This window comes from Sporosarcina aquimarina (assembly GCF_033253705.1).
GTDB lineage: Bacteria > Bacillota > Bacilli > Bacillales_A > Planococcaceae > Sporosarcina > Sporosarcina aquimarina.
Genome location: NZ_JAUBDH010000001.1, coordinates 407,607 through 428,864 on the forward strand (window position 1 = coordinate 407,607; position 21,258 = coordinate 428,864).

Sequence of the window (21,258 nt, forward strand, 5' to 3'; positions counted from 1 at the left end):
TCCTAATCTCAGCGAGGTAGCCCGCTCTAAAACAAGCGAAGCGCACCCAATTAATCCCTTAACCCGGTTGAATTGTGTCTCGTTATCGAGAAATTCCCCATAGTGATGGAGAAGTGATGATTGATGATGAAGAACCCTGCGCCAATGTCCGACAACCGGCTCGGTGTGTCGGACAACCCGAGCGAACTGTCGGAGAAAGCCAACAGCATGACCCAGTGAGGTAGCCCGCTCTAAAACAAGCGAAGCGCACCCAATTAATCCCTTAAACGAAGTTGAATTGTGTCTCGTTATCGAGAAATTCCCCATAGTGATGGAGAAGTGATGATTGGTGATGAAGAACCCTGCGCCAATGTCCGACAACCGGCTCGGTGTGTCGGACAACACGAGCGAACTGTCGGAGAAAGCCAACAGCATGACCCAGCGGGGTAGCCCACTCTAAAACAAGCGAAGCGCTACCAAATCCTATAACTCCAATAATTTCTTGCATACGAATGCAATTTTCTAAAAAAACTTCACTTTCCGGAAAGCCCATTGCACCAGTGAAGTAAGCGATTACAAGGAAATATAAAATAACAGAAAAGTCTAAAGTGGTTGAAAAAACTATTTACATATAAAAATATCGGTGATATATTATATACCTCGCAACTAACATCATGCGAAAACACAATAGAATCTAAAAAAGGGGACTAGCCAGATGCTCTCAAATCCACTTATAGCAACCGTTTTAGTATTTTCATTAATTGCCCTCGGCGAATGGCTCTCCATTGTCTCAAGAGCACGAATTCCGATGCTCCTTACAGCGATGGTCGGATACTTAGTCCTCACATGGACAGGGATATTCCCCGCAAATTTATTAGAACTCTCTCAATTTGCCGCACTCGGTGCAATTCTGATTGGTCCGGCTATTGTTCATATGGGAACGATGATCCCAATCTCGCTTGTGAAAACGCAATATAAAGCCGTTATCATCGCGCTTGGAGGCGTCATCTTTTCAGGGATTCTGATTTTGATAATCGTTCCGCTAATTTTTGACTATCCCACAGCCGTAGCCGGAGTCGGCCCGATCAGCGGCGGCATCATCGCGCTTCTTGTCACAACTGAAAAACTGAAAGAACTGGGTTTAACGTCAATCGTCATTATTCCAGCTCTTGTCGTCGCATTCCAAGGCGTAGCGGGTATGCCGCTTGCAATGCATTTCATGAAAAAATATTCAGGCGTCATGCAAAAGCAAATCGATGCAGGCACTTTCGTATCTATGACAGGGAAAAGCTTTTCTGAAGAGGAAACAGAAGAACAAGCAGTAACCAAAAAAAGCAGCCCGCTTCGTTCGAGTGCAATACTTAAGCTATTCTTTGTATTCACGGGCGCAGGAATCGGGGTCGCATTAGGCACTGTCACACCAATCCACTACACACTGTGGTGCTTAGCAATCGGAATCATCGGTCTCAAACTAGGTGCATTCGAATCGAGTGAATTGCAGCGCGCGAACTCCTTCACGATTGCGATGCTTGGAATTATCTTTGTTGTAATCGGAACGATGGCTGGTGTTACACCTAAAGACGTGCTCGAAAATTTACCCGCAATTCTTGCAATCCTAGCAATCGGAACAATCGGAATTTCAATCGGTGGATACCTCACAGCCAAACTTGTTAAATGGCATCCATATAAAGGGATGCCGGTCGCCTTGACAGCATTGTTCGGATTCCCGGGAGACTATATCCTTTGTGAAGAAGTCAGCCGGAGCTGTGCGCGGAACGAAAAAGAAGAAAAGCTGATTTTCAACGAATTGCTTGCACCGATGATTATCGGAGGATTCACGACAGTAACCGTTGCATCCGTAATCATCGCAGGTATTCTCATCAACACACTATAAACTGGAGGGGTTATCATGACAAAAACTATTATCAAAAACGGACTGCTAATTGACGGAACAGGTTCAGAACCGCAAGAAGGCCAGATCGTGGTTGTATCGGATAAAAGAATCGACTATGTTGGGAACGAAGCAGGGTACACAGCAACTGGTGATGAAACGACAATCGATGCGCAAGGCGGAACGATTACGCCAGGATTCATCGACACACATGTGCATATGATGTTTGAGTACTCACCAGTTTCCCAGCGCCTGGCTACGCCATTTTCATTCATGTACTACCAAGTTCAAGAGTATTTGAAAACCACACTAAACGCTGGAGTTACGTCAGTTCGTGACGCGCTAGGTACGGACCTTGGTGTGAAAAAAGCAGTGGAAGACGGTCTGATCTCCGGACCGAGAATGCAACTGAGCATCAACGCACTTACTACAACAGGCGGTCATGGTGACGGCTACACGGTTTCAGGGAATACGCTGGACTTAATGCATTCAGACTATCCAGGTATGCCGAACGGAATGTGTGACGGAGTCGAAGAAGTGCGCAAGAAAACTCGCGAAATGCTGCGTGCCGGTGCGGAAGTCATTAAAGTACACGCAACTGGCGGTGTATTGAGCGCAACGGATCACCCCGAATTCACTCAGTTTTCATTGGAAGAATTGAAAGTAATTGTAGAAGAAGGGAAGTTCCGCAAAAACACACGCGTCATGGCACACGCACAAGGGGCGGAAGGAATTAAGAACGCAGTTCGTGCAGGAATCCACTCGATTGAACATGGGATTTTCATTGACGATGAAGCCATTGAACTCATGGTCGAAAATGGAACGTTCTTAGTGCCGACTTTGCTCGCGCCTGTAGCAGTTCTTGAAACGGCGGATGAAACGGGAATGCCGGCAAGCGCTGTCGAAAAGTCGAAAGAAGTAATTGACATCCACGTGGCAAGCTTCACAAAAGCGTACAAAGCAGGCGTGAAAATCGCGATGGGTACAGACGCTGGCGTATTCAAACACGGCACGAACTTACGTGAACTGGAACTGATGTGTAACGCAGGCATGACGCCAATGGACGCAATCGTTGCGTCAACGAAAACAGCAGCAGAATGCCTGGGCTGGGAAGAAAACGTCGGGACAATCGAAGCCGGTAAATTCGCTGACATCTTAGTCATCAAGGGCAATCCGCTTGAAGACATCAAGTCACTTTCGGATCATGATACGATTCAAGTCGTTATGAAAGACGGTAAAATTGAAAAAGACATTCGATAAGTAATCCAACTAAAAAGGCTATCCTGGAAGGTCATTACGACTCTTCTGAGATAGCCTTTTTCATTTTCATCATTCTTAATCTAAGAAACCGATAATCCGTCACACACTCGGAATCGGATGTGTCGTCTCCACCTCAGTAATACGTTCAGAACTGATCAATACCTTACTCAGCTTCTCCTGATCCACTTCATACCCAATCCCGTCGCCAGAAGGAACGTGAATGATTCCATGATCCATAACGATTTCTGGCGTCACGATGTCTTCTTTCCAATAGTGGGCAGAAGGGGCGGTGTCGCCTGGAATCGTGAAGTTCTTCAAAGTCGTGAGCTGAATGTTATGTGCGCGGCCAATTCCAGTCTCAAGCATCCCGCCGCACCAGACAGGAATCCCTTTCTCCAAACACAAATCATGGATCCGCTTCGATTCATACAAACCGCCGACACGGCCGATTTTAATGTTGATGACCTTACAACTGCCTAACTCGATTGCCTTGCGTGCATCGTCAAGAGAGTGGACGCTTTCATCCAAACAAACGGGTGTTGTCAGCTCTTGCTGTAAAATCCGGTGATCGACAATGTCGTCGTGGCTCAAAGGTTGCTCAATCATCATAAGATTCAACGCATCCAGCTTTTTCAAATGGTCGATATCGTTAAGGGTATAGGCAGAGTTTGCGTCCGCCATCAATGGGATATCAGGGAATTCCTCGCGTACTGCATTCAGATACTCTAAATCCGCACCAGGTTTAATTTTCACTTTGATTTTCTTAAAGCCTTCATCCATGAATGTCCGGACTTTTTCCACCAATAAAGCCGGCGTATCTTGAATGCCGATACTCTTACCAACTGGAATTTCAGTTTGCGTTCCGCCGAGCAATTCCGCAATCGACGTGTCGTTTTTCTTCGCAAACACATCCCAAATCGCCGTCTCGATTGAAGCTTTGGCAATATTGTTGCGGCGCACAAACGAAAGCATGTCGTGGACAACGTTCGGATGCGAAATCTCTTGCTTTAACAAACGCGGAATGAGAAATTCTTTCAATATATACACCGCTGTAGCCGTTGTTTCTTCATTATAGTAAGGCTCGTTGCTCGTGACTGTTTCGCCCCATCCAGAAACGCCGGATTCATCGACAACTTCGACAAGGCACACGTCTTTGTCGACCATTGTGCCGAAACTTGTAGTAAACGGTGCGATTAGCGATACGGTCGTATGATGGAGAATTACCTCTTTAATGTGAACAGACTGCATCATTCAACATCTCCTTCAGCGTGTAATTTTACAATCTCAGTCATAATATCGATGCCGTTGTACATCGCATCGCGGTCGAATGTCATATTGGGGTGATGAAGACCGGGCCCCAAATCGCAGCCTAACCCAATCATCGTCGCTTTCAAATGAGGTTTCTTGATGGTATAGAAATGGAAGTCATCCCCTCCTGGTGTGATAATCGGCTCGACTGTGTTTTCTTTCCCAAGAGTCAATTCGATAGCGCGCTGAGCTATTCTTTGTGCATCCGAGTCTACACAAGCTGCCGCAATTCCGTGTTCATGTGTAATTTTTACACTCGAGTCAAACAACTCATTCGCCGAATTAACGACGGCGTACACTTGCTTCTGCAATTCTTCCATCAGCTCATTCGTTTGAGCACGAATGTCGATTGCTAGACTCGCATTCCCCGGAATGATATTTGTGTTCTGCCCGCCAGCCTGGAAACGCGTCACTTTTGCAGAATGGGGGATGGTAGGGTCCAGATAGATTGTATGGATCGCGTTCACTAAATACGTCCCCACTTCAACGGAGTTTGAATTCAGGTGTGGACGTGCACCGTGTGCGTCGTCTCCGCGTACTTCAATTTCAATCGAACCCGTCGCACCGTGAATAATAGCAGGTGCCGCTTTACCATTCTCGGTTTCCTGAAAAGGGCGTAAATGGATTCCATAGTAGTAATCGACGTCATCGACAACGCCATGTTCGACGAGCTTCAATGCGCCGGCGCCGACTTCTTCAGCAGGCTGGAAGATGAAACGGACACCGATTTTATCGAGCAAATCAGGACTGTCTTTCAACTTCCAAAGCACCCCCAGAACCATCGTCATATGGGCATCATGACCGCACGAATGGTTCGCTTGCAGTTTGCCATCGACTTCTTGCCACAGCGCATCCATATCCGCTCTTAGCGCAACGACGGGGGTGTCTTCGGCGAAATTCCCGATGTCACCGATAACTCCAGTACAGTCATCAAAAACACGGACTTTACAGCCGGCTTCTTCAAGTTTTTGTTTGATGAAATCTGTCGTCTCATATTCTTTCCAGCTCAACTCAGGATTAGCATGCAAATGGGCGAACGTCTCGGTTACTTTGTCTTTGCTGAATGATGTCATATGAAAAACTCCTTTTCAATTTTGTTCAGGATCTTCGGTGATGTAATAGTTGCTCGTCGGATTTACGAAACTAAGTTTGCCATTGTTCTTCGCAATGTGGAGAAGGATACTATTTAAAAATGAAAACGTGACAGGACCTTTTTCCAAAATCGATTTTTGGGAGATGGGTATGACCAATGTGAAATCCGCATACTCCACAGCGGGACTTACGAGGGAATCTGTCACAATAATGACGGTGTTGTTGTTCTCTCTCGCTTCTTTTGCCAGTCGGATCGCACCAAGTGCGTACCTGTAAAACGAAAATAGAACGACGCAATTTTCTTTACCCGAAGTCGAAATTCCGATTTCTGTTTCAGGGTGATAGAGCGATGTGTTGCCAAGTAAACTATTGAGTGAAAACGAGAACCAATGGGCATAAGCGTACGACTGATAATAACCGACGACTTTTACAGATGCTGAAGCAGATAAATGCTGAACAACTGCTTCCGTCGTCTTCCAATCGAGCTGATGAGCGATCTGCGCAATATTTTTACTGTCGGTTTCCATTACACCCGAATAGGGATCAGAAGAAGATGGATTATCTTGACTGTTTGAAGGTGATAGAGAAAGAAGACTTCGTTGAACTTCCGTTTGCAGCGATCCGAAACCGGAATAGCCGATTGATTTTGCGAACCGGATAACCATCGTTTCACTGACGTCAATTAAACTCGCAATCTTTTTTGCAGGATGTGTGGCGAACATAATCGGATTGATCAGTAATGCCTCCGCAACCTTTTTCAAACCTGCCGTTAGCTCAGGATAAGCCTCCTTTGTTTTTTCAATGAAACTCATAAAAACGCCCCAACTTTCAAATGAATCATATAATTTATTGTTGTCAAAATGAATTATAAGCTTTATTATAAACACAGTCAACGAAATGTTACGACAATTCAGAATGGGGTGTTTGAATGGAGAAGGAAAAAAGAAAAGGAAAGATAGGTATCCCCGACGCTTATGTAATTCTCTTTATTATACTGGCGCTTATGGCTGTCTTGACGTACATAATACCAGCAGGGGAATTCCAGCGGGAAGAAGTGGATGGTGTGACAGTCGTCGTCCCGGATGGCTATGAACAAATTGCGAACACACCTGCGAGCGTAATCGATGTCTTCTTGGCCATTCAAGAAGGGATGATCAGTTCAGCACCGTTGATTTTCTTGGTCCTCATTATTGGCGGGTCATTTGCAGTTATCGAGTCGACAGGTGCAATCGATGCAATGATTTTAAAAACAATTGAAAAAACGAAAAACAAAGAAATCCTCTTGATTTCCATCGTCATGATTCTATTTTCCATATTTGGAACACTAGGAATTATTGTGAATGCGGTTATCGCATTCATCCCAATTGGAATCATTTTGGCAAGATCGATGAAGCTGGATGCAGTTGTCGGCGTTTCGATAATTTACCTAGGGGCGTATGCAGGATTTAATACAGCGTTTCTAGATCCCCTGACAACTGGTACTGCCCAGACAATCGCGCAGCTGCCGCTGTTCTCAGGAATCGGATATCGCGTGATCATCTATATTGTTGTGCTCGTGACAACGATTCTTTATGTAGCTTGGTATGTGAAAAAATTGAAAAAGGATCCAATGAAAGGTGTGTTGGGCGCCACTCCGTTCCCGAAAATTGAAGAACGGGATGAGCTGAACCAAGAAGTTAAAGTTACCGGAACCCATAAGCTAGTTCTAGCTTGGTTGGTTTTAGGAATTGCAACCTATGTATTCGGGGTCTTCAAATTTGAGTGGTCATTAAATGAAATGGCAGCCATCTTTCTAATCATCGCAGTCGGAACAGCAATTATCGCAAAACTGACTCCAAACCGACTCGTCTTGGAATTTTTCGAAGGCGCAAAGGGATTGATTTATGGCGCGATGATCATTGGTATGGCGCGTTCCATTGTCGTTGTTCTGGAAAAAGGAAACATTCTCGATACAATCGTACATGGCATGGCAAGCGTGATGGAGCCGTTTACAAGCGTGAGCGGGGCAATCGTCATGTTTATTGCCAACCTACTATTCAACGTCCTTGTTTCATCCGGAAGTGGCCAAGCCGTTATCGTCATGCCGATCATGACGCCGCTTGCGGACCTAATGGAAATTCCGCGTCAAGTCGCAGTTCAAGCCTATAAAATGGGTGACGGTTTCACGAACGTCATCACACCAACCTCCGGGATTCTCATGGCAAACCTGGCAATTGCCGGAATCTCCTGGACCAAGTGGGTACGATTCGTCTTCCCATTGCTCATCATCTGGACGATCCTAGGAATCATCTTCCTAGTCATCGGTGTTCTCATGAACTGGGGTCCCATGTAAGCAGCAATAATATTTTTCATTTTTAGTCATAATATAAAACACCACGAAATAGGATGTCTCAACCCGTTTTCAAAAACGAGCCCCGAGACATCCTATTTTATTATTTATGACTATGATCTAGTATCTTTGCAATCGAATATGCTAGTTGTTTGCAACGGAAGGTAACGACTCCGTAGGGATCCTAGTGGAAACAACCTAAGTTCGCCGCGTCGTGCGGCAACGGTTGCATGACCTACATCCTGCAGGCCCGCGTTCACCTGCAGTGAAAAACAACGGTGTTTATGTATAACTATTTCTCTATGAAAATTATTATTCAACAAATATCCTGTCGAGTATTGACGAAACACCAAATACTCATTACGATGAAGTCAGTAAATTGTTTGTATTCAATATATTAAGGGGGAAAACAAGTGAGTTTACAAGCATTCACAAAACAGTATATCGAAAATCACGCAGCCTATTTCGAGGAAATCAGCGAATACATCTTCAACCATCCCGAAACACGATTCGAAGAATATGAATCTGCCAAGTATTTGTCCGGCAAATGTGAAGAGGCAGGCTTCCGTGTAGAACGCGGTGTTGGTGGAATTGAAACCGCATTCACAGCATCCTTCGGAGAAGGCCATCCCGTCATCGGATTCCTGGGAGAATTCGACGCACTGCCCGAGTTGAGTCAAGAGCCGAACAAAACGACAGAACAGCGCTGGGACCGGCATATTGGTCACGGCTGCGGCCATAACCTGCTCGGAACCGGTGCATTCGCAGCAGCTTGTGCAGCAAAAGCCTATTTAGAAGAACACAAGCTAACCGGCACAGTGAAATTCTTCGGATGCCCAGGTGAAGAAGGGGGGTCGGGTAAAACGTTCATGGCACGTGAAGGCGTCTTTGACGGAACCGATCTTGCATTAACGTGGCACCCATCACCGACGAATAGCATTATGAGTTTAAGCACACTTGCAAACATTCAAGTGTTTTACAGATTCAAAGGAGTGCCATCTCATGCGGCCAACTCGCCTCACTTAGGACGCAGTGCGCTCGATGCGTTGGAACTCATGAATACAGGCGTTCAATACTTACGCGAGCATATGCCAGACCAGGCTCGCATTCACTATGCGATTACAAACACCGGCGGATTTGCTCCGAACGTCGTCCAAGCGAATGCAGAAGTTCTGTATTTAATCCGCGACGTCGATACAGAAAGTGTGATGGATCTGTTTGAGCGGGTAAACAAAATTGCCCAAGGTGCTGCGCTCATGACAGAAACAACAATGACTTATGAAGTGGACAAAGCCTGTTCGAATTACATTCCGAATCGTGCACTCGAAGCGATTTTGTATGAAAGTTTAACGGAAATCGGAATCGAGCCGCCAACTGAAGAAGAGAAAGAATACGCAAAAGGAATTTTCGAATCACTTTCTAAAGGAGAACAGAAAGACTATCTCGGTGTGATGAAAGGATTCGGCTATGTGGGAGACGGTTCTGAATTCAAAGGCAAGCACCTCGCAGATAGTATTGCCCCTTACGAAATACCGAATGAAATTTTGACAGCTTCGACAGACGTATCCGATGTCAGCTGGATTTTACCGACTGCACAACTTTCAACTTCGACGTCAGCGCTTGGAACACCGCTTCATACATGGCAAATGACGAGTCAGGGCTTATCGACAAATGCTCATAAAGGCATGCTGCGTGCAGGCGCATCGATGGCACTCACAGCGCTCAAAATTTTTGAAAACACAGACTTGCTTGCACCGATCCGTGATGAATACGTCGCGTTTGCGTCAGAAAATCCATACACATGTCCGATACCTGACGGCGTAATGCCTTCACCGCTCGGAAGTTGAAAAAAGAATAGGGGGAATGGGAGTGGAAACAGCAAAGAAGGGGTTTTTTAACAGAGCATTGAACGGCATTGAACGAGTGGGGAACCGTTTGCCGGATCCATTCATCCTGTTTGTAGGGATGGCCGTAGCGGTCATGATTGCATCATTCATCTTCAGTATGTTTGACGCATCGGTGAAGCACCCGGGCACTGGCGAAACATTGCCGATCAATAACTTACTGTCGGGTGAAGGACTGAAGTACATCCTCGAAACGATGATTACGAACTTTACAGGCTTTGCACCGCTCGGTATCGTGCTTGCCATGATGCTCGGTATCGGATTGACTGAAAAAGTCGGATTGTTCGATTATGCTATCAAGAAATCGATTATGAAATCACCGCCTTGGCTGCTGACGTATGCAGTTGCATTCGTAGGAATCATGGGCAACATCGCGTCTGACGCAGCGATGCTTCTCGTTCCGCCGCTTGCTGCAATGATTTTCTACAAAGTAGGACGTCATCCGCTCGCCGGTCTTGCGGTCGGGTACGCTTCAGCAGGTGCCGGATTTACCGCAAACTTGTTCATCGTCGGAACAGACGCATTGCTTTCAGGAATTTCAACAGAAGCTGCGAAGATTGTGGATGATTCAATTATCGTTACGCCGGTGGATAACTGGTACTTCAATATCGTTTCTGTATTCATGCTCACTTTGCTTGCAGGATTCATCACATCTAAATTCATCGAACCTCGTCTAGGGAAATACAAAGGCGATGCAGTTGAATTGGAAGTGGATGAAGAAGATCCACGCTCTGGAAAAGCATTGCGTAACGCTGTCATTGCAGGTCTTTTATATGTTGCAATTCTTGCAGTCGGGATCTTCTGGCCGAATAGCCCGCTTCGTGGTGAAGGCGGAACAATGATTCCATCGCCATTTATCTCAGGGATTGTACCAATCATTTTATTCCTGTTTTTAGTCGTAGGGATTACGTTTGGAATGACCGTAGGAAAGATTAAGAGCGGGAAAGACATCGCCGGTTACATGGCGGACTCTATGAAAGACATGTCAGGCTATATCGTATTGATCTTTGCCATTTCCCAGTTCATCGCCTACTTCAGCTGGTCGAATATTGGGACTTGGATTGCAGTGAACGGGGCGATGTTCTTGGAATCTATTAACTTCACTGGAATCGGTCTAATTATTGGATACATCATTTTTACAGCAATGATGAACTTCCTCATCACATCCGGATCTGCAAAGTGGGCTCTCGAAGCACCGATTTTCGTGCCGCTTTTCATGCAGCTCGGCTATCATCCGGCATTTACGCAAGTCGCGTATCGTGTTGCGGATTCGTCCACAAACATCGTGACACCGCTATTGCCGTACATGGTTGTCGTACTGACATTCATGCAGAAGTACGATAAAAAAGCAGGGATCGGAACACTCATTTCACTCATGCTTCCATTCTCCATCTGTTTCTTGATCGCCTGGATTTTGTTGATTCTCGTATTCTTCTATGCAGGCATTCCATTCGGACCAGGAATCTCACCATTTTTGAAATAACCGCTAGGAGGAAACAAGATGGTTTACAAACTTGAAGAGAAACTGACGGAATGGCGGCGCGATCTGCACCGTCATCCCGAACAAGGATTTTTGGAAATGCGAACGGCTTCTAAAGTGGCTGCTGAAGTGACTCGGCTTGGGTTCACTGTACGTTTAGCAGAAGAAGTGATGGCACTTCACGAAATGATGGGGACACCCCCGTTAAAAACAATAGTGGACCACTACAAATGGGCGGTGAACAATGGCGCAGATCCGGAATTCATCGAACATTTTGCTTCCGGTTGTACAGGAGTTGTGGCCGATTGGGATACTGGCCGTCCAGGTCCGACGACTGTGTTCCGAGTCGATATGGACGCCTTGCCTATTTTTGAATCGATGGATGAAGAACACATACCGGGGCAGCTCGGTTTCCGTTCGATCAATGAAGGCTCGATGCATGCATGCGGGCATGATGCACATACCGCAATCGGCATCGGCCTTGCAACAATGGTAGCTGAGGACCCCGAAGCATTCAATGGCATTATCCGGATTGTATTTCAGCCTGCAGAGGAAGGGACGCGTGGGGCGAAGTCGATGACGGAGGCGGGTATCGTCGATGATGCGGATTTCTTCATCGCATCACATATCGGTACAGGAGTGCCGCATGGAGAGTTCGTCGCGGCGGCGAATGGCTTCATGGCAACGACTAAAATGGATGTCACGTTCCGCGGCCGCGCGTCTCACGCAGGAGCGCAGCCGGAAGAAGGGAAGAACGCGTTGCTCGCAGCAGCCAATGCCACCTTGAATCTGCATGCGATTTCACGTCATTCAGGAGGCGCTTCCCGTGTGAATGTGGGGGAACTTCAAGGGGGCGGCGGACGCAATGTCATCGCAGATACAGCTTTCATGAAAATTGAAACACGCGGAGAGACCTCTGAAGTGAATGATTTCGTCCGCAACCAAGCGAAGAACATTCTGCAGGGCGCAGCGTTGATGTACGATGCCGAATGTGACATCCACATTGTAGGAGAAGCCATCAGCTGTAAATGCTCGGAAGGGTTAGCAGCCATGGTTGGCGCAGTTGCCAAAGAAACGATGGGAATCACAAAAGTGCACAAGGCCGACAACGTTTCCGCGGGCTCAGAAGACGCAACGTACTTCATGGAGCGAGTGAAAGCGAAAGGCGGCCAAGCAACGTATTGTATTTTTGGAACAGAACTCGCTGCAGGTCATCACAACGAAAAATTCGATATTAAAGAAGAGACGCTGCCTGTTGCAGTTGACGTCTTGTATCGAACTGTTCTTGCATTAAATGGCAGAGAATAAAAAATACCCATCGATTCCGTTTCTAGAACGGAGTGGATGGGTATTTTTCAATTAGAACTTCATTTCATCCGTAACGTTGTGATCATGATCCAACACTTTCACAACACTAGGAGTGTTCTCTTTCGCCAAACGTTTTGCTTCTTCAATCGCCTCAGTTTGTGACTCGTACTGATGCTCGGGCGCAACGTCTTCCAGTTTTACCGTCCATCCAGTCATCTCCGGATTCGGTACGACACTATACATATTCATAGATGCAAAACTCCTTTTCATCAAGTTATAGTTTATGTTTTCCCGGATAGAGTTCATTAAAACATCGTGCAGTTGAATTTTGGGGCAATGAAAACTGTAATAGTCTGCTATACAGTTTCTAGCATCTATTGGTATCTTTCGATTACACTGAAGATACACTTAACTATACAGATTGTTTAGGAGGTGGCGCGGATGGATTTTTGGCTCGAAGCAGAGATGATCATGAAGTTAAGTATTTCAGCTGTACTCGGGTTAGTAATCGGCCTCGAACGGGAGCTGAAGAGTAAACCGCTGGGATTGAAAACAAGTTTGGTCATCAGTATTGTCAGTTGTTTATTGACGATTGTCTCCATTGAGTCTGCATACTCTTTTCCGGATAGTGCGAGCGGGATTAAAATTCAGATGGATCCGCTCCGCCTCGCTGCACAAATTGTCTCAGGAATCGGTTTCCTAGGCGCGGGCGTCATTTTACGCAGAGGGAACGAGCAGATATCCGGGTTAACGACGGCTGCGATGATTTGGGGTGCTGCAGGAATCGGGATCGCAGTAGGTGCAGGGTTTTATCCGGAAGCAATATTCGGTGTAGTACTACTTCTTGTCAGCGTTGAACTCATTCCGTTTTATGTTATCAAATACGGACCGAAACGACTGCGTAGCCACGAAATGACATTTCGCATAAAAGTGAATGAGCAGTCAAGTATTGAAAAAGTCATGCATGAATTACAAAAGGAACGTTTTGTTGTCTATCAATCGCGCATCAAGGATCTTGAAGGGGAAAGCCTTCATCTGATGGAACTGAAAGTGAGGGTATCTGCTCATCGCACTCTTCCAGAGGTTTATAATTTATTGAAACAAATTGAATTTGTTCACACCGTAGAAGTGATTGGATAATGAGAGTGAAAGATGTCGTGTCCGACCGTCCTGGAAATGAACGCTAACTATATAAAACGAAAGATGAAGAGGAGACGAGCAAATATGAAGCCATTTTCGTACAAAAATCGAACTCGTATTTTGGAACAGTTACCTACATCACAATATGACGTTATTATTATTGGAGGCGGCATCACAGGGACAGGAATCGCTTTAGATGCAACCACTCGCGGACTGAAAACACTGCTCGTGGAAATGCAGGACTTTGCTGCAGGGACATCGAGCCGCTCTACCAAATTAGTTCACGGCGGGCTGCGTTATTTAAAGCAGTTCGAAGTGAAATTAGTTGCTGAAGTGGGGAAAGAACGAGCAATTGTCTATGAAAATGCTCCGCACGTTACGCATCCGCAATGGATGCTGCTTCCGTTTTACAAGAGTGGAACATTCGGGAAAACCTCGACGTCTTTCGGCCTTCAAGTGTACGATTTTCTTGCAGGAGTGAAGCGAAAAGAACGCAGAAAAATGCTGACAAAAGAAGAAGTTTTACAGCATGAGCCACTGTTGAATGCAGATGGGTTAGTCGGTGGAGGGGAATATGTCGAGTATCGGACAGACGATGCACGCTTAACACTGGAAGTGGCGAAAAAAGCCCATGAACTGGGGGCTGACTTAGTCAATTATACAAAAGTGGATGGTTTGCTTTATGATGAAAACGGCCGAGTAAACGGCGTTCAATTAACGGATCAGCTTACAGGAGAATCTTATGCCGGATACAGTTCAATCGTTGTAAATGCGGGAGGACCTTGGGTGGAGCAAGTGATGGGGCTGGATCAGCCGATTGAAGGCAAGAAGTTATTGCTGACAAAAGGGATTCATCTCGTCTTCGACCGCTCCGTATTGCCGCTGCACCAGCCGATTTACTTTGACACGCCGGATGGCAGAATGATTTTCGCAATACCTCGTAATCAGAAGACATACGTGGGAACAACGGATACGGTGTATGAAGAGGATTTGAAAAACCCTCAAATTACGGAAGACGATAAACGCTATCTTCTGGAAGCAATTACGGAGATTTTCCCAACTGCATCGGTCGGCATGTCTGACATCGAATCGACGTGGGCGGGGGTGCGTCCGCTGATTCAGCAAGAAGGCAAAGGGCCGTCTGAAATCTCACGAAAAGACGAGGTGTGGACGTCTTCAACTGGACTGCTGACAATCGCAGGCGGAAAACTGACAGGTTACCGGAAAATGGCGCAGTCCATAACGGATACAATCAGTGAGAAACTGGAGTCACACGGTGTGAAAGCGGGACCGTGTGTGACAAAGAACCTGCGTTTGTCTGGCGGTGATTTTGACAAATCCAGTGACTACTCGCATTATGTAGAAGACCGAGCCCACGAACTGACGAAACTTGGATTGGCATTCCAAGACGGACTCAATATTGCATCGATGTATGGGACAAACACGAACCAAATTGCAGAACTTATTAGCCGCGTGACTCCATCGAATGAGCTGCCACTCGCAATTCGACTGACGCTCCAGTATGCCATCGACTTCGAAATGGCGATGACACCTGTCGATTACTTCATGCGCAGAACGGGTGCGATTTTCTTTGACATCCACTGGGTCGATCAATGGAAAGCGGCGGTAATTGCCTACATGAAAGAAGCCCTTGATTGGTCAAGTGCACAAACAAAGCAGTACAGTGACGAACTCGAAGCCAGACTTGCCGATGCAAGAGGGTAAGTCTGCATAAAGTGAAGCGCCTCCATTGATGGGGCGCTTTTTTGATGTGTGGATTCCGCTCATAAACTAGTGAATCCACTTTTGCAGACTAGCCCGTCCCTTAAACAAGCGAAGCGCTACCAATTAATCCCTTAAACTATATAGAATTGTGCCTCGTTATCGACAAATTTGACGTTGTGTCGGAGAAATTACGTAGAGTGTCGGACAAAATTCATTTAGTGATCGAGAACCCGCACCCAGCGTCCGACAATCTATCTATTGTGTCGGAGAACCGTAATAATCCTGCGCATGCCAGCTAGCTAATTTCCAGCAAATCACGGTCGTTGACAATAAAACATGCAATGTGTAATATACGGTGTAGGGTATTAATCCCGTATATATTTTTTATCCAATAACATACCCTCTGGGGTACTTGGAAGGCGGAAATCATGATGAAAGAAATTACACCACAAGAAGTACAGCAGCTGTTAGCTGATAAACAGCAGATGCACTTGATTGACGTGCGTGAAACGGACGAAGTGGAAAGCGGCAAAATTCCAAGCATTACGCATATCCCATTAGGCTTGCTTGAATTCAAACTACAAGACTTGGATAAGAACACGCCTTATATAATGGTGTGCCGCTCAGGCGGAAGAAGTGGCCGCGCCGTACAAATTCTTGAGAGCCATGGCTATCAAGCGACGAATATGGTGGGCGGCATGCTGGCTTGGGACGGCCCTATTGAATAAATATTGAATGATCGAATGGACAAAACAAACAACGAAAAGGGGACATGAATAATGACAAATCGTACAGCAATTATCGCAGCAAATGGAGAGCTTTTTGATGCATACAAGGTATTCAACATCGCAACAGCAGCAGCGGCAAGTGAGCACGAAGTCGCGATTTTCTTCACATTCGAAGGATTGAACTTGATACACAAACAAGCATCGCAGCAACTTCCTTTACCAGCAGGAAAAGAACACTTTGCGGAAGGATTTAAACAGGCAAAGGTACCTGCTATTCCAGAATTGATCGAAATGGCACAGGAACTAGGTGTTCAATTCATTGCGTGCCAAATGACGATGGACGTTATGGGATTGGAAGAAAGCGCATTTGTCGACGGAATTGATGTTGGCGGCGCGGTCACGTTCTTAGAGTTTGCTAAAGAAGCAGACGTAACGCTAACGTTTTAACCCTAAAAAATGTATGAAAGGAAAGGAGTCTAACTATGACAGTTCAGTTGATGAAACCGCAAGAAGTCGCACGAATTAGTATCGATAAAAAACCATTATTCATCCTCGATGTGCGCAATGAAGACGCGTTTGCAGATTGGAAGATTGAAGGAGAGTCGTTCGACTATTTGAATGTCCCTTACTTCGACTTGTTGGATGGCGTGGAAGAATTGATGGAGAAATTGCCGACGGATCGCCAACTTCTTGTAGTTTGTGCAAAAGAAGGTTCTTCACAAATGATAGTGGAAATGATTTCTGATAAAGGAATGAATGCGGCTTATCTTGAAGGCGGGATGAAGTCATGGAGCGAGTATTTAGAACCCGTGAAAATTGCAGACTTGAAATCAGGCGGAGAGTTGTATCAATTCGTGCGTTTAGGAAAAGGATGCCTTTCTTACATGGTGATTGATAATAACGAAGCAGTTGTGATTGATGCAACCCGTATGACAGATGTGTATTTAGAGTTTGCAAAAGAAAAAGGAGCAATAATTAAACACGTCTTCGATACGCACTTACACGCCGATCACATTTCTGGAGGACGTCAAATTGCTGAAGAGGCAAAGGCAACGTACTATTTGCCAAGTGAAGATGCTGACGAAGTGGTGTTTGACTACACGAACTTAACAGATGGTCTGCAGGTGAATGTGGGCAACACGGCAATTCAAGCCGTGTCCTCACCAGGACATACGAGCGGATCCACGTCGTTTATTGTGGACAATGCCTACTTGCTAACTGGAGATATTTTATTCATCGACTCCATTGGCCGTCCAGACCTTGCGGGTAAAGCAGAAGATTGGGTGGGGGATTTGCGTACGACGCTTTATTCGAGATACGAAGAATTGTCTCGAGAATTAGTTGTATTGCCCGCTCACTTTATGGAGATGAACGAAGTCAATCCCGATGGCAGTGTCGCGAAGAAACTAGGGTCATTGTTTGCAGAAAATCATGGGTTGCAAGTCAAGGATGAAAGCGAATTCCGTTCACTTGTAACTGAAAACTTGCCGCCACAACCGAATGCATACCAAGAAATACGTAAAATAAACATGGGGATTGTTGTACCCGATGAGGAAACACAAAGAGAAATGGAAATCGGACCGAACCGTTGTGCGGTACGATAAACAAGGAGGAAATAAGGATGAAAGCAGATCACTTTTTAGATGCAACGAGTCTTTCCTGCCCAATGCCAATTGTAAAAACACGTAACGCTATGAAAGAAGTCAATACAGGTGAAATCCTTGAAGTGAAGACGACGGACAAAGGTTCTATTGCGGATATCGCTGCATGGACGAAGTCGGGTGGCCACGAGTTGCTGGACCAAACCGAAGCGGATAATGTCTACACTTTCTTTATTAAAAAAGGATAAGCTTTAAAACTGAAGGAGGGACATTGTGACCTCCTTCTTTTTCATGAGGAGGCGGATTGGATGAGCCTGAGTTTCATAATTGTCTTGTTTTTAATCGGATTTGCCGGTTCGTTTTTATCCGGAATGGCAGGAATTGGCGGAGCTATCGTGAATATCCGATGCTCTTATACATCCCGCCGCTATTCGGATTAACGGCGCTCACTGCACACGAAGTAAGTGGAATTAGTGCGGTTGAAATCTTTTTTGCAACGATTTCAGGCGTTTGGGCATATCGAAAAACCGGATTATTGCATAAAACACTGATTGTTTATATGGGCGGCGCGGTATTGATCGGCAGCTTTATCGGGGGGACTTGGTTCTAGTTTACTGCCGGAACAGGGCGTTAATATGGTGTATGGAGTGCTTGCAGTAATTGCAGCGGTCCTCATGTTCATTCCGCGTAAAAAGGTGGAAGAGCGTCCTGTGGATGAAGTGTTGTTTAATAAATGGCTCGCCGCGGGGCTTGCGTTCATTGTCGGAATCGCATCTGGAATTGTCGGAGCAGGAGGTGCGTTTGTGCTCGTGCCGATCATGCTGACGGTGCTCGCCATCCCGACCCGGATCACGATTGCCTCGTCACTGGCCATTACATTCATTTCATCGATCGGTTCTGCGACGGGGAAAATCGTGACAGGGCAAGTGGTGTGGGGACCGGCGCTTGTGCTCATTGTCGCAGCATTGATTGCCGCTCCGCTTGGCGCGAAATTCGGACAGAAAGTGAACCCGAACGTGTTGAAGTGGATATTGGCTGTGCTGATTTTAGCGACGGCGGTCAATATTTGGAGCGATTTGCTGTGACGGTAAACTGCGGTGGTGTATGGTAAAATACGAATCGTATTTACTATAGACCGGAGGCCATTATGACGAATCGCAATAAAGGAATTTTATTATTATTAGCGTCTGCGCTTGGATTTTCGTTGATGACTGCGTTTGTGAAGCTGTCAGGCGATGTGCCAACCATGCAGAAGACGATTTTTCGAAATGGCGTATCGATGATCATCTCATTTTTCTTCGTCATTCATTTTAAGGAAAGATTATTCGGGAAACGTGAAAACCAGAAATTGCTGCTGCTCCGTTCGGCGCTAGGAGCACTTGGGATTGTGTTATTTTTCTATGCAATCGATCATTTAGTGCTCGCCGATGCTGACATGTTGAACAAGATGAGTCCGTTTTTCACAATTGTTTTTGCGGCACTCTTTTTGAAAGAACATGTAAAACCTTTTCAGCTGTATAGTATTTTAATAGCGTTTCTAGGAACGTTATTTATCATCAAACCATCGTTTTCTCTCGATGTCGTTCCCTATGCAGCAGGGATTTTATCCGCAGTATTCGCAGGTGGGGCGTACACTGTATTGCGGGCACTTGGCGGACGCGAACAATTTTACACCGTCGTATTTTACTTTTCGACGTTCACGACAGTGGTTCTTCTGCCATTCGTGCTATTGACGTATCAAGCGATGTCGCTGCAGCAAACGGTGTATTTGCTGCTGGCGGGTGTATTTGCGACAGTAGGACAATTTGGGATTACGCTAGCTTACAAGTTCGCACCGGCAAAAGAAATCTCAGTATTTAACTATTTCACTGTAGTATTCTCAGCAATTTTAGGCTTCGTACTGCTCGGCCAGATTCCAGATGTCTACAGTATCATCGGGTACATTATCATCTTTGGTGCTTCGTTCTACATGTTTTTACGGAATCGCGGCGGGGAAGAAGTGCCTGCTGAGTTGGCTAGGAAAAAATAAGAAGTGTTATGAATAAACCCCTTTCCACGAGTTGTCTCGTTCGGAAAGGGGTTTGTTTTTATTTAAATAAATTCTCTGCGGCTGGACCGAATGTGTTCGCAAGAAGGTTTGTTTTGCGTTTTGCAATTTCACTTGCAAGTTCGTCTGCCCGCTGCTGAAGTTCAGCAATTTCGTGCAGTTCTTTTTGAAGTGCTTTTTTGGAAAGCAGATCCCCTTGGTCGAAATAATCGATTTCTTGCTGCACGCGGGCGAGCGTATGATGACGTTTCATGGCGCCTGCAGCGCTACGAGGCTGTTCTTTCAAAATCTGTTCTTTTTGTGTGAGTAATTGTTCAATCGTTCCCATTTGGGTCATCTCCTTTAAAAATTGCCAAACAAAAAACTCTTCCCCCGAAAGAGAAGAGTTGCTTGCGCAAATTTCTCCTCATCGGCCAGGTAGCATTCCCCTGTTGGCAGCAGCACCTTGCGCATTCGCAGGTTGCTGAGACGTCATCGGGCCAAGTCCCTCGGTCTCTCTGGATAAGAAAAGAGTCGTTCGTTCAGTTACTTATAGTTTAGCATAGTTGCGCTGATGGGGGAAGGGCGGCGCGCGGTGAATCGGCAAGATGGGGCGGGGTATCGGCATTATGAGAGGGAGAATTGGCAAGATGGCAAGAGGAATCGGCATTATCAAGGGAACAATCGGCAACATGGGAGAATTAATCGGAAATAGAGAACAATTCAGCATGGTTTAAGGGATTAATTGGTAGCGCTTCGCTTGTTTTAGGGCGGGCTATTCCATGGAACTAGCGAATCGGCAAGATGGCGGCGGTTATCGGCATTATGAGAGGGAGAATCGGCAAGATAGCGAGAGGAATCGGCATTATCACGCGAACAATCGGCATTATGGGAGAATTAATCGGAAATAGAGCACAATTCAGCATGATTTAAGGGATTAATTGGTAGCGCTTCGCTTGTTGTTAGAGGGCTATTCCATGAAAAAGGGAAATCCCTATTTCGATGGCGGAAATATTGAATGGTGACTCTGCGAGGCGTATGCTAAAAGAAGAGACGGCGGCGTGAATACGCCATGAATGATGCAGGTCCATTATTTTAGGAGGCGTTTGTATGAGTCAGATGACAGCAGTGAACGTGATTCGTATTGAGAAAGGGAAGGGGCCGGAAGTTGCAGAACGTTTTGCGAAACCGAAGTCCGTTCATACATTTCCAGGATTTGTCCGGATGGAAGTCTGGATGAAACAAGAATCTGAGGATCATGATGAGCTTCATGTTTGTACGACGTGGGAAGACGAAAAGTATTTCACGGAGTGGCGCGAAAAACGTGCGGTTGAAAAAGCGAAGATCCGGGCTGAACAAGAGAAGAACCAAACGGGGACACCGCCTCACAATCCGATTCTCGGAACTGAACTTTCTACGTATGTCACAATGGTTCAGCATTTACCCGCAGACCAATAAAAGCATCCAAAAGCTTTGCCTCGTGCAAA

General features: G+C 45.9%; 23 protein-coding genes, 1 pseudogene and 1 riboswitch. Of the genes and pseudogenes, 19 read left to right on the forward strand and 5 right to left on the reverse strand.

The features are described 5' to 3' along the window. The first annotated feature begins 74 nt into the window (after window positions 1–74). The 4 genes from QT716_RS01930 to QT716_RS01945 all read left to right on the forward strand — a co-directional run bounded on the left by QT716_RS01930 (window position 75) and on the right by QT716_RS01945 (window position 3,130). A complete protein-coding gene (locus QT716_RS01930) occupies window positions 75–224 on the forward strand; it encodes a hypothetical protein (protein WP_317934056.1) in 150 nt (49 codons plus the stop codon). 55 nt (window positions 225–279) lie between these two features. Further along, window positions 280–429: a hypothetical protein gene (locus QT716_RS01935; protein ID WP_317934058.1), complete on the forward strand. Its 150-nt coding sequence runs from the start codon at window positions 280–282 to the stop codon at window positions 427–429. Window positions 430–694: 265 nt separating this feature from the next. Further along, window positions 695–1,873, forward strand: a complete 1,179-nt coding sequence (locus QT716_RS01940) for a hypothetical protein (RefSeq protein WP_317934060.1) — start codon at window positions 695–697, stop codon at window positions 1,871–1,873. Between the two features lie 15 nt (window positions 1,874–1,888). Beyond that, window positions 1,889–3,130, forward strand: coding sequence for a metal-dependent hydrolase family protein (locus QT716_RS01945; RefSeq protein WP_317934061.1), 1,242 nt, complete (start codon window positions 1,889–1,891; stop codon window positions 3,128–3,130). 99 nt (window positions 3,131–3,229) lie between these two features. On the opposite strand, the gene menC is transcribed toward QT716_RS01945, so the two are convergent. From menC to QT716_RS01960, 3 genes are read right to left on the reverse strand one after another with little or no spacing between them, the layout of a single operon-like run. Then, on the reverse strand, window positions 3,230–4,378 hold the full coding sequence (gene menC, locus QT716_RS01950) for an o-succinylbenzoate synthase (protein ID WP_317934228.1): 1,149 nt from the start codon (window positions 4,376–4,378) through the stop codon (window positions 3,230–3,232). After that, entirely contained in the window at window positions 4,378–5,511 is a 1,134-nt protein-coding gene (locus QT716_RS01955; protein ID WP_317934062.1) for a M20 peptidase aminoacylase family protein, read from the reverse strand. The genes menC and QT716_RS01955 overlap by 1 nt, the downstream gene beginning before the upstream one ends. Before the next feature lie 15 nt (window positions 5,512–5,526). Then, window positions 5,527–6,342: a MurR/RpiR family transcriptional regulator gene (locus QT716_RS01960; protein WP_317934063.1), complete on the reverse strand. Its 816-nt coding sequence runs from the start codon at window positions 6,340–6,342 to the stop codon at window positions 5,527–5,529. Between the two features lie 116 nt (window positions 6,343–6,458). Between QT716_RS01960 and QT716_RS01965 the strand changes: the two genes are divergently transcribed. The 4 genes from QT716_RS01965 to QT716_RS01980 all read left to right on the forward strand — a co-directional run bounded on the left by QT716_RS01965 (window position 6,459) and on the right by QT716_RS01980 (window position 12,551). After that, window positions 6,459–7,862 carry a YfcC family protein gene (locus QT716_RS01965; RefSeq protein ID WP_317934064.1) on the forward strand — a complete coding sequence of 468 codons (1,404 nt, stop codon included), beginning with the start codon at window positions 6,459–6,461 and terminating at the stop codon, window positions 7,860–7,862. 410 nt (window positions 7,863–8,272) lie between these two features. Then, window positions 8,273–9,706 carry a M20 family metallopeptidase gene (locus tag QT716_RS01970; RefSeq protein WP_317934065.1) on the forward strand — a complete coding sequence of 478 codons (1,434 nt, stop codon included), beginning with the start codon at window positions 8,273–8,275 and terminating at the stop codon, window positions 9,704–9,706. Window positions 9,707–9,722: 16 nt separating this feature from the next. After that, window positions 9,723–11,246 carry an AbgT family transporter gene (locus QT716_RS01975; RefSeq protein ID WP_317934067.1) on the forward strand — a complete coding sequence of 508 codons (1,524 nt, stop codon included), beginning with the start codon at window positions 9,723–9,725 and terminating at the stop codon, window positions 11,244–11,246. Between the two features lie 18 nt (window positions 11,247–11,264). Beyond that, entirely contained in the window at window positions 11,265–12,551 is a 1,287-nt protein-coding gene (locus tag QT716_RS01980) for an amidohydrolase (protein WP_317934068.1), read from the forward strand. A 51-nt stretch (window positions 12,552–12,602) separates the two neighbouring features. Here QT716_RS01980 and QT716_RS01985 read toward each other — a convergent pair whose 3' ends face one another. Then, window positions 12,603–12,800 carry a DUF2188 domain-containing protein gene (locus tag QT716_RS01985; protein WP_317934069.1) on the reverse strand — a complete coding sequence of 66 codons (198 nt, stop codon included), beginning with the start codon at window positions 12,798–12,800 and terminating at the stop codon, window positions 12,603–12,605. A 192-nt stretch (window positions 12,801–12,992) separates the two neighbouring features. On the opposite strand from QT716_RS01985, the gene QT716_RS01990 reads away from it, so the two are divergent. The 8 genes and pseudogenes from QT716_RS01990 to QT716_RS02025 all read left to right on the forward strand — a co-directional run bounded on the left by QT716_RS01990 (window position 12,993) and on the right by QT716_RS02025 (window position 19,774). After that, complete coding sequence (locus tag QT716_RS01990; RefSeq protein ID WP_317934072.1) at window positions 12,993–13,691, forward strand: MgtC/SapB family protein; 699 nt, start codon at window positions 12,993–12,995, stop codon at window positions 13,689–13,691. 84 nt (window positions 13,692–13,775) lie between these two features. Then, window positions 13,776–15,416, forward strand: coding sequence for a glycerol-3-phosphate dehydrogenase/oxidase (locus QT716_RS01995; RefSeq protein WP_317934074.1), 1,641 nt, complete (start codon window positions 13,776–13,778; stop codon window positions 15,414–15,416). 431 nt (window positions 15,417–15,847) lie between these two features. After that, window positions 15,848–16,144, forward strand: a complete 297-nt coding sequence (locus QT716_RS02000; RefSeq protein WP_317934229.1) for a rhodanese-like domain-containing protein — start codon at window positions 15,848–15,850, stop codon at window positions 16,142–16,144. A 51-nt stretch (window positions 16,145–16,195) separates the two neighbouring features. After that, window positions 16,196–16,591 (forward strand): DsrE/DsrF/DrsH-like family protein, encoded by a 396-nt coding sequence (locus QT716_RS02005; RefSeq protein WP_317934075.1) that lies wholly within the window; start codon window positions 16,196–16,198, stop codon window positions 16,589–16,591. Window positions 16,592–16,626: 35 nt separating this feature from the next. After that, the gene (locus tag QT716_RS02010; protein ID WP_317934077.1) at window positions 16,627–17,748 is read left to right on the forward strand and encodes an MBL fold metallo-hydrolase; all 1,122 of its coding nucleotides are present in this window, start codon (window positions 16,627–16,629) and stop codon (window positions 17,746–17,748) included. A gap of 17 nt (window positions 17,749–17,765) precedes the next feature. Further along, window positions 17,766–17,993 carry a sulfurtransferase TusA family protein gene (locus QT716_RS02015; RefSeq protein ID WP_317934078.1) on the forward strand — a complete coding sequence of 76 codons (228 nt, stop codon included), beginning with the start codon at window positions 17,766–17,768 and terminating at the stop codon, window positions 17,991–17,993. A gap of 60 nt (window positions 17,994–18,053) precedes the next feature. Further along, window positions 18,054–18,830, forward strand: a pseudogene (locus tag QT716_RS02020) (sulfite exporter TauE/SafE family protein). 62 nt (window positions 18,831–18,892) lie between these two features. Next, window positions 18,893–19,774, forward strand: a complete 882-nt coding sequence (locus QT716_RS02025) for a DMT family transporter (protein ID WP_317934079.1) — start codon at window positions 18,893–18,895, stop codon at window positions 19,772–19,774. Window positions 19,775–19,832: 58 nt separating this feature from the next. Here QT716_RS02025 and QT716_RS02030 read toward each other — a convergent pair whose 3' ends face one another. Then, window positions 19,833–20,120: a hypothetical protein gene (locus tag QT716_RS02030; protein WP_317934082.1), complete on the reverse strand. Its 288-nt coding sequence runs from the start codon at window positions 20,118–20,120 to the stop codon at window positions 19,833–19,835. A gap of 75 nt (window positions 20,121–20,195) precedes the next feature. Beyond that, window positions 20,196–20,300: riboswitch (SAM riboswitch) on the reverse strand. A 79-nt stretch (window positions 20,301–20,379) separates the two neighbouring features. On the opposite strand from QT716_RS02030, the gene QT716_RS02035 reads away from it, so the two are divergent. The 3 genes from QT716_RS02035 to QT716_RS02045 all read left to right on the forward strand — a co-directional run bounded on the left by QT716_RS02035 (window position 20,380) and on the right by QT716_RS02045 (window position 21,229). After that, window positions 20,380–20,508, forward strand: a complete 129-nt coding sequence (locus QT716_RS02035; protein WP_317934083.1) for a hypothetical protein — start codon at window positions 20,380–20,382, stop codon at window positions 20,506–20,508. A gap of 67 nt (window positions 20,509–20,575) precedes the next feature. Then, the gene (locus QT716_RS02040) at window positions 20,576–20,704 is read left to right on the forward strand and encodes a hypothetical protein (protein WP_317934084.1); all 129 of its coding nucleotides are present in this window, start codon (window positions 20,576–20,578) and stop codon (window positions 20,702–20,704) included. Between the two features lie 177 nt (window positions 20,705–20,881). Beyond that, window positions 20,882–21,229: an antibiotic biosynthesis monooxygenase gene (locus tag QT716_RS02045; RefSeq protein ID WP_317934086.1), complete on the forward strand. Its 348-nt coding sequence runs from the start codon at window positions 20,882–20,884 to the stop codon at window positions 21,227–21,229. Window positions 21,230–21,258 lie beyond the last annotated feature (29 nt).